The sequence below is a fragment of the Kineococcus glutinatus genome, from assembly GCF_039542765.1.
Classification (GTDB): domain Bacteria; phylum Actinomycetota; class Actinomycetes; order Actinomycetales; family Kineococcaceae; genus Kineococcus_A; species Kineococcus_A glutinatus.
Genome location: NZ_BAABIL010000172.1, coordinates 1 through 6,973, shown reverse-complemented (window position 1 = coordinate 6,973; position 6,973 = coordinate 1). Strand labels below are relative to the sequence as shown.

7 protein-coding genes and 1 riboswitch are annotated in these 6,973 nt (G+C 74.8%); of the genes, 4 read left to right on the top strand and 3 right to left on the bottom strand.

What is annotated here, in order from left to right; genetic code table 11:
- Positions 1 to 123: 123 nt before the first annotated feature.
- Complete coding sequence (locus ABEB16_RS07410; RefSeq protein WP_345711619.1) at positions 124 to 2,268, bottom strand: DNA gyrase/topoisomerase IV subunit B; 2,145 nt, start codon at positions 2,266 to 2,268, stop codon at positions 124 to 126.
- A gap of 206 nt (positions 2,269 to 2,474) precedes the next feature.
- Here ABEB16_RS07410 and ABEB16_RS07405 point away from each other — a divergent pair, with 206 nt between their 5' ends.
- From ABEB16_RS07405 to ABEB16_RS07390, 4 genes are all read left to right on the top strand, one after another.
- Positions 2,475 to 2,702 (top strand): DUF7455 domain-containing protein, encoded by a 228-nt coding sequence (locus tag ABEB16_RS07405; protein ID WP_345711618.1) that lies wholly within the window; start codon positions 2,475 to 2,477, stop codon positions 2,700 to 2,702.
- A gap of 54 nt (positions 2,703 to 2,756) precedes the next feature.
- Positions 2,757 to 3,245, top strand: a complete 489-nt coding sequence (locus ABEB16_RS07400) for a DUF456 domain-containing protein (RefSeq protein ID WP_345711617.1) — start codon at positions 2,757 to 2,759, stop codon at positions 3,243 to 3,245.
- 72 nt (positions 3,246 to 3,317) lie between these two features.
- Positions 3,318 to 3,429: riboswitch (SAM riboswitch) on the top strand.
- A 218-nt stretch (positions 3,430 to 3,647) separates the two neighbouring features.
- A complete protein-coding gene (locus ABEB16_RS07395) occupies positions 3,648 to 4,163 on the top strand; it encodes a cysteine dioxygenase (RefSeq protein WP_345711616.1) in 516 nt (171 codons plus the stop codon).
- Positions 4,160 to 4,624, top strand: coding sequence for a rhodanese-like domain-containing protein (locus ABEB16_RS07390; RefSeq protein WP_345711615.1), 465 nt, complete (start codon positions 4,160 to 4,162; stop codon positions 4,622 to 4,624). Before ABEB16_RS07395 ends, ABEB16_RS07390 begins: the two co-directional genes overlap by 4 nt.
- A gap of 85 nt (positions 4,625 to 4,709) precedes the next feature.
- Here the strand turns inward: ABEB16_RS07390 and ABEB16_RS07385 are convergent, their stop codons facing one another.
- Positions 4,710 to 6,239 (bottom strand): RNA polymerase sigma factor, encoded by a 1,530-nt coding sequence (locus ABEB16_RS07385; RefSeq protein ID WP_425560129.1) that lies wholly within the window; start codon positions 6,237 to 6,239, stop codon positions 4,710 to 4,712.
- Positions 6,240 to 6,440: 201 nt separating this feature from the next.
- Entirely contained in the window at positions 6,441 to 6,839 is a 399-nt protein-coding gene (locus ABEB16_RS07380; protein ID WP_345711614.1) for a universal stress protein, read from the bottom strand.
- Positions 6,840 to 6,973: the final 134 nt, after the last annotated feature.

The following is a 6,973-nucleotide window of genomic DNA, read 5'->3' as shown; positions in this document are numbered from 1 at the left end:
CCGGCGGTCCCGCCACGGCTCAGCTCCCGTCCCGCAGCAGCGCCGCGGGTCGGGCGTGCAGGCCGTCGGGTGGGGTGACGACCGCGGTGCGGGTCGGCACGGCAGCTCCTCGCGGTGGGTCTTTCAGGCGTCGATGCGCTCGCGGTCCAGGCGCGCGGCCCCGGCGACGATGAAGTCCTTGCGGGGGGCGACCTCGTTGCCCATGAGCAGCTCGAAGACGTCCTCGGCGGCCGAGGCGTCGGCGATGGTCACCCGCCGCAGCGTCCGCTTGGCCGGGTCCATCGTCGTCTCGGCGAGCTGGTCGGCGTTCATCTCCCCCAGACCCTTGTAGCGCTGGATCGGCTTGTACGAGCGCCCCTTGCGGTTGAGGTCGGCCAGCAGCTGGCGCAGCTCGGCGTCGGAGTAGGTGTAGAAGACCTCCGCGGGGCGCCGGCCGGAGCCGGACACCTCCACCCGGTGCAGCGGCGGCATCGCCGCGAAGACGCGACCGGCCTCCACCAGCGGGCGCATGTACCGGAAGAACAGCGTCAGCAGCAGGGTGCGGATGTGGGCGCCGTCGACGTCGGCGTCCGTCATGAGCACCACCTTGCCGTAGCGGGCGGCGTCCAGGTCGAAGCTGCGGCCCGAGCCGGCCCCGACGACCTGGATGATGGCGGCGCACTCGGCGTTCTTCAGCATGTCGGCCACCGAGGCCTTCTGGACGTTGAGGATCTTGCCGCGCAGCGGCAGCAGCGCCTGGTGCTCGGAGTTGCGGGCCACGTTGGCCGTGCCGAGGGCGGAGTCCCCCTCGACGAGGAACAGCTCGGTGGCCGAGACGTCCTCGCTGCGGCAGTCCTTGAGCTTGGCCGGCAGGGACGACGTCTCCAGCGCGTTCTTGCGCCGCTGGGTCTCCTTGTGCACGCGGGCGGAGACCCGCGCCTTCATCTCCGAGACGACCTTCTCCAGCAGCACGCTGGCCTGCTGCTTCTCGTCGCGCCGGGTGGAGGTCAGCACCGCGGTCAGCTCGCGCTCGACGATGCGGGCGACGATCGGGCGCACCGCGGCGGTGCCCAGCACCTCCTTGGTCTGGCCCTCGAACTGCGGCTCGGCGAGGCGGACGGTGACGACGGCGGTCAGCCCCGCCAGGACGTCGTCCTTCTCCAGCTTGTCGTCCTTGCCGGTCGCCTTGAGGCGGCGGGCGTTGAGCTCCACCTGCTTGCGCAGCACCTTGAGCAGCGTCTGCTCGAAGCCCGCCATGTGCGTGCCGCCCTTGGGCGTGGCGATGATGTTGACGAACGACTGGACCCTGGTGTCGTAGCCGGTGCCCCAGCGCAGCGCCACGTCCACCTCGCAGCGGCGCTCCACCTCCGTGACGGTCATGTGCCCGTCGTCGTCCAGGACGGGCACGTTCTCGCGGAACACGTCGCTGCCCTGCAGCCGCCAGACGGCCGTGACGGGCGGGTCGGGGCTGAGGAAGTCGGCGAACTCGCCGATGCCGCCGTCGTGGCGGAAGGTCTCCTCGTGCGGGCCGTGCTCCGCGGGCGTGCCGGGCAGGCCGCGCTCGTCGCGGATCACGATGGTCAGGCCCGGGACCAGGAAGGACGTCTGCCGGGCGCGGGCGACGAGGTCGGCGTAGGAGAACTCCGCCTCCTTGAGGAAGATCTGCCGGTCGGCCCAGTAGCGCACCCGGGTGCCGGTGACGCCCCGCTTGGCGCGGCCCGCGACCTCCAGCCCCGTCCGCCGCTCGAACGGGGCCTCGGGCCCGTCCCCGGCGAAGCGGCCCGGCACGCCGCGGCGGAAGCTCGTGGCGTGCGTCCTGCCGCCGCGGTCCACCTCGACGTCCAGACGCGCGGAGAGGGCGTTGACGACGCTGGCGCCGACGCCGTGCAGGCCCCCGGAGGCGGAGTAGGAACCGCCGCCGAACTTGCCGCCGGCGTGCAGGTGCGTGAAGACGACCTCCACCCCGGACAGGCCGGTGCGGGGCTCGACGTCGACGGGGATGCCCCGGCCGTCGTCGCGGACCTCGACGGAGGAGTCGGCGTGCAGGACGACGAGGATCGTCGAGCAGTGCCCGCCGAGCGCCTCGTCGACGGAGTTGTCGATGATCTCCCACAGGCAGTGCATGAGGCCCCGGGAGTCCGTGGAGCCGATGTACATGCCGGGGCGCTTGCGGACGGCCTCCAGGCCCTCCAGCACGAGGAGGTGCGCGGCGGTGTAGCCCTCCGGCTCCGCCTTCGCGGGGCGCCGGCCCCGGGCGGCGGGGGCGGGGTCGAGGGGATCAGCACTCACCCGGACAGGTTATGCGAGGTCCCCGACACCCCCGGGCCGCCGGATCCGCTCACGGCGAACGGGCGATGCGCGGCCGTGGGAACGGTGGCAGGTGGTTGGATGTTGGAGAGGATGGCGGTCGCAGCGGGTCGCCGTGCTCGCCCGCTGCACCGCGCTGGTCCCGCACCACGGGGGCCCGCACTACCGAGCACCACGGAAGGAGCCCCGTGACCACAGCCCTTGCCAACGACCCGCTGACCGCGGCAGACCGCTGCGACCGCTGCGGGGCCCAGGCGTACGTGCGCGTCGTGCTCGGATCCGGTGGGGAGCTGCTGTTCTGCGCCCACCACGGCCGCGAGCACCGCGACGCGCTGCGCCTGGTCGCCCTGGACATCCAGGACGAGACGCAGCGGCTGGAGGCCACCCCGGCCTCGGCGAAGGACGACGAGCGCTGACCCACCACCTGCACCGACCACGGGGCGACGGAGCCCGGCGGCACCCGATGACCGATGGGTGACGCCGGGCTCCTGCTCGTCGCCCTCGCGATGGCCGTGGGGCTGGTGGGCACCCTCGTGCCGGTCCTGCCCGGGCCCGTGCTCGTCGTCGCCTCGGCGGCGGTGTGGGCGTGGCTGACGGGCGGGCCCGCCTGGTGGGCGCTCGTCGGTGTGGCCGCCCTCGTCAGCGGTGGGCAGGTCGCCAAGTACCTGCTGCCCGGGCGCCGCATGCGCCGCGCGGGCATCCCCGACCGCACCCTGCTCGCCGGCGGCGCCCTGGGCGTCGTCGGCTTCTTCGTGCTGCCCGTCGTGGGCCTGCCGCTGGGCTTCGTCCTCGGGGTCTACCTGGCCGAGGCCGCGCGGCTGCGCGGTGCGGGCGCCGACGCCTGGCGCTCGACCGTCCAGGCGCTGCAGGCCGCCGGCCTCAGCGTCGCGATCGAGCTGGGTGCCGGGCTGCTGGCCGTGGCCCTGTGGGCCGGGTCGGCCTGGGCGCTGCGCGGCTGAGGCCGGCGGCCGGTCGGAGCCGCCGGCCGGGGGAAGTTGACACTGCAAGAGGTCTCGCCCATCCTCGTCCCAGGTCATGAGCGCCAGCGCCAAGCCCCGGCTCGCTGGCCGGCAACCCTCCTCCGCGGCGGGGTGCCCCGGGTGATGACCGGGCCCCCGCGCCGCGCGGGGGCAAGCGCGGACCCGGCGCCCGGGTCCCCCCGGCCACCGGAGCTCCCGTGACACCCACCGCACCTCCCCCACCCCGGCGTCTGCCGCTGCTGCGCGCGCGCCGCCACGTCGACCTCATGCGCACCTCCAGCGCCCGCTGTCCCGGGAGCGCCCCGGCCTGAGCACCGGCCCGCACCCGTCCAGCCTCGCGGCACCGCTGCCCGCGGTCCGCGCCCCGTCCCGGAGGTCGACGTGACCACACAACCCCTGTCCCCGCCCGTCCCCGCCGCGGCCCTGCCCGCCTCGGAGGCCACCCGCACCCTCGCCGCCCTGGTGCGCGGCATCGCCGCCCGCCCGCAGCTGTGGCGCCCCGCCGTCCGGTTCGGCGCCGCCGAGCGCTGGTGGACGCGGCTGGACGCCCCCGCCGGGGTCGACGTCTGGCTGCTGACCTGGCTGCGCAGCCAGGGCACCGACCTGCACGACCACGGTGGGTCCGCGGCCGCCTTCACCGTCGTGGCCGGAACCCTCACCGAGAGCCGCGCCACCCGGGACGGCGCCCTGCACGCGGTCCCGCTCACCCCCGCCGGCGGGGCGCGCACCGTCGAGCCCGACGTCGTGCACGACGTCCGCAACGACCACGACGAGCCGGCGGTCAGCATCCACGCCTACGCACCCCGGCTGCAGCGCATGTCCTTCTACGCGGTGACCGGCACCGGCCTGACGCGGGTGCGGACCGTGCGCACTGACGAGCCGGAGGTGGACGCGTGACCGCCCCCGCGCCGTCGGTGGGCACCCGCGCCCGGCCCGGCATCGCCGACGTGCTCGCACGGGCGCGCGCCCGGCTGGACCGCCTCACCCCGGTGCAGGCGCACGCCGAGCAGGCCGCCGGCGCCCTGCTCGTCGACATCAGGCCCATGGCCCAGCGGCTGACCGAGGGTGAGGTGCCCGGCGCGCTCGTCCTGGAGCGCAACGTCCTGGAGTGGCGCCTGGACCCCACGTCCGGCGCGGCGATCCCCGGGGCCGACCACGACCTGCGCGTGATCGTGCTCTGCCAGGAGGGCTACACCTCCAGCCTCGCGGCCGCGGCCCTGCAGGACGTGGGCGTGCACCGGGCCACGGACGTGGTGGGCGGGCTCGCCGCCTGGCGCGACGGCGGCCTGCCCGTGGTGCGGGGCTGGACACCGGCCGGGGAGGTCGTCTCCGCCACCGCACCGGCGCCGCAGGGCTGACCGGCCGAGGGCCCCGCTGTGCACACGGCCCCGTCACCGGGAGGTGACGGGGCCGTGTGCGTGCCGGGCGGTGGCCCGGACCGCGTCAGTCCAGGTAGTCGCGCAGCACCTGCGAGCGCGAGGGGTGGCGCAGCTTCGACATCGTCTTGGACTCGATCTGCCGGATCCGCTCGCGGGTGACGCCGTAGACCTTGCCGATCTCGTCGAGGGTCTTCGGCTGGCCGTCGGTGAGCCCGAAGCGCATGGAGACCACGCCCGCCTCCCGCTCGGACAGGGTGTCCAGCACCGAGTGCAGCTGCTCCTGCAGCAGGGTGAAGCTCACCGCGTCGGCGGGCACCACGGCCTCGGAGTCCTCGATGAGGTCGCCGAACTCGGAGTCGCCGTCCTCACCCAGCGGGGTGTGCAGCGAGATCGGCTCACGCCCGTACTTCTGGACCTCGACGACCTTCTCCGGGGTCATGTCGAGCTCCTTGGCGAGCTCCTCCGGGGTGGGCTCGCGACCGAGGTCCTGCAGCATCTGCCGCTGCACCCGGGCGAGCTTGTTGATGACCTCCACCATGTGCACCGGGATGCGGATGGTGCGGGCCTGGTCGGCCATGGCGCGGGTGATGGCCTGCCGGATCCACCACGTCGCGTAGGTGGAGAACTTGTAGCCCTTGGTGTAGTCGAACTTCTCCACCGCGCGGATCAGGCCGAGGTTGCCCTCCTGGATCAGGTCCAGGAAGAGCATGCCGCGGCCGGTGTAGCGCTTGGCGAGGGACACCACGAGGCGCAGGTTGGCCTCGAGCAGGTGGTTCTTGGCGCGGCGGCCGTCCTCGGCGATCCACCACAGCTCGCGCTTGAGCTTGGGGTCCAGCTGGGCACCGGAGTGCAGCTTCTCCTCCGCGAAGAGGCCGGCCTCGATGCGCTTGGCGAGCTCGACCTCCTGCTCGGCGTTGAGGAGGGCGACCTTGCCGATCTGCTTGAGGTAGTCCTTGACCGGGTCGGCGGTGGCACCGGCGGTCGCGACCTGCTGCGCCGGGGCGTCGTCGTCGTCGTCGGTGAGCACGAAGCCACCGGCGGTCTGCGGGGCGGCCTCGGGGGCGTCGGCGATCCCGTCGACCTCCTCCAGGGCGCCGGCGGGCACATCGGTGAGGACCGCGTCGTCGACGGGGATGTCCTCCAGGGGCACGTCCGCCTCCGCACCCGGGGCGGCCTTGGCGGCGGCCTTCGCCGGGGCGGCCTTGGCGGCGGCCTTCGCCGGCGCGGCCTTGGCGGCGCGCGCCGGTGCGGCGCCCTCCTCCGGGGCCGCGGCCTTGGCCGCCCGCTTGGCCGGGGGACGCGTGGTCTTGGCGGCGGTGCTCTTGGCGGCCGTGGCGGTGGAGGTCGTGCGGCGGCTGGAGGCGGCGGCCACGGCCCGCTTGGGGGGCTCGTCGACCCGCACGGTGACACCGGCGTCGTCGAGGGCGCGCAGCACGGCCTTCATGCGCTGCAGCGGCAGCTGCGCGTCCTCGCAGGCGGTGCGCACGGCCTGCGCCTCGACGAAGCCGCGGGCGGTTCCCTCCTGCATGAGCTGCTGGAAGGACTCGTGGGCGAACTCGGGTGGGAGCGGCCGGGAGGTCGATGCCGACGACACGTACTGCCTTTCGTCGAGGGGCGGAACGGGTCGCGAGCAGCGACCGCGGGTGTCAACCGCTGTGCTCAACACCGGACCCCGGTCGAACATGCCCGGGGAGGAACACCAACCGCCGATTGTGGCACGTCCGGCGCAACGGCGCGCTCGTCCGCGGACGCGAGTCGCCCGGCCGGCGGCGCCGCGGACCGGGGCCCGGGGTCCTCAGGGGGCCTTGACGGCCAGGACGGGGCAGGGGGCGTCCAGCAGGATCCGCTGGGCGCTGGAACCGAGGATGAGCTTGCCGACGGGCGTGCGCCGGCGCAACCCGATCACGATGAGCCCGGCGTCGACCTCCTCGGCGGCGGTGACGAGGTCGTCGGCGGAGTCGAGGCTGTCGGGGACCTCGCGCACCTGGTGCCCGAGCCCCGCGGCGGTCAGCTCCTGCACCGCCCGGGCGTGCACGGCCTCGAGCTCGGCCAGCTCCTCGGCGTCCTGCTCCCGGCCCTGCCGGACGCTGCGGACCGCCACGAGCGCCACACCCTCCCTGAGGGCTGCGGCCGCGGCGTGTTCCAGGGCGGCGCGGCCCTCGGGCGTGGCCACCAGGCCGACGACGATCGCCATGTGGTCCTCCGGGCACGGGGTGGCGGCGGGGTCCGGCGCCGTGCACCGCCGGGACGGGCAGACCGTACCCGATGCGGCGCCTACGGGCCGCGCCCGCGGGAGACGCCGCTGGTGCCGGTGGGCGAGGACCACCC

Coding starts and splice junctions, on each gene's coding strand:
- ABEB16_RS07400 (WP_345711617.1), top strand. CDS start 2,757: ATGGGTGACGCCGGGCTCCTGCTCGTCGCCCTCGCGATGGCCGTGGGG.
- ABEB16_RS07380 (WP_345711614.1), bottom strand. CDS start 6,839: ATGGCGATCGTCGTCGGCCTGGTGGCCACGCCCGAGGGCCGCGCCGCC.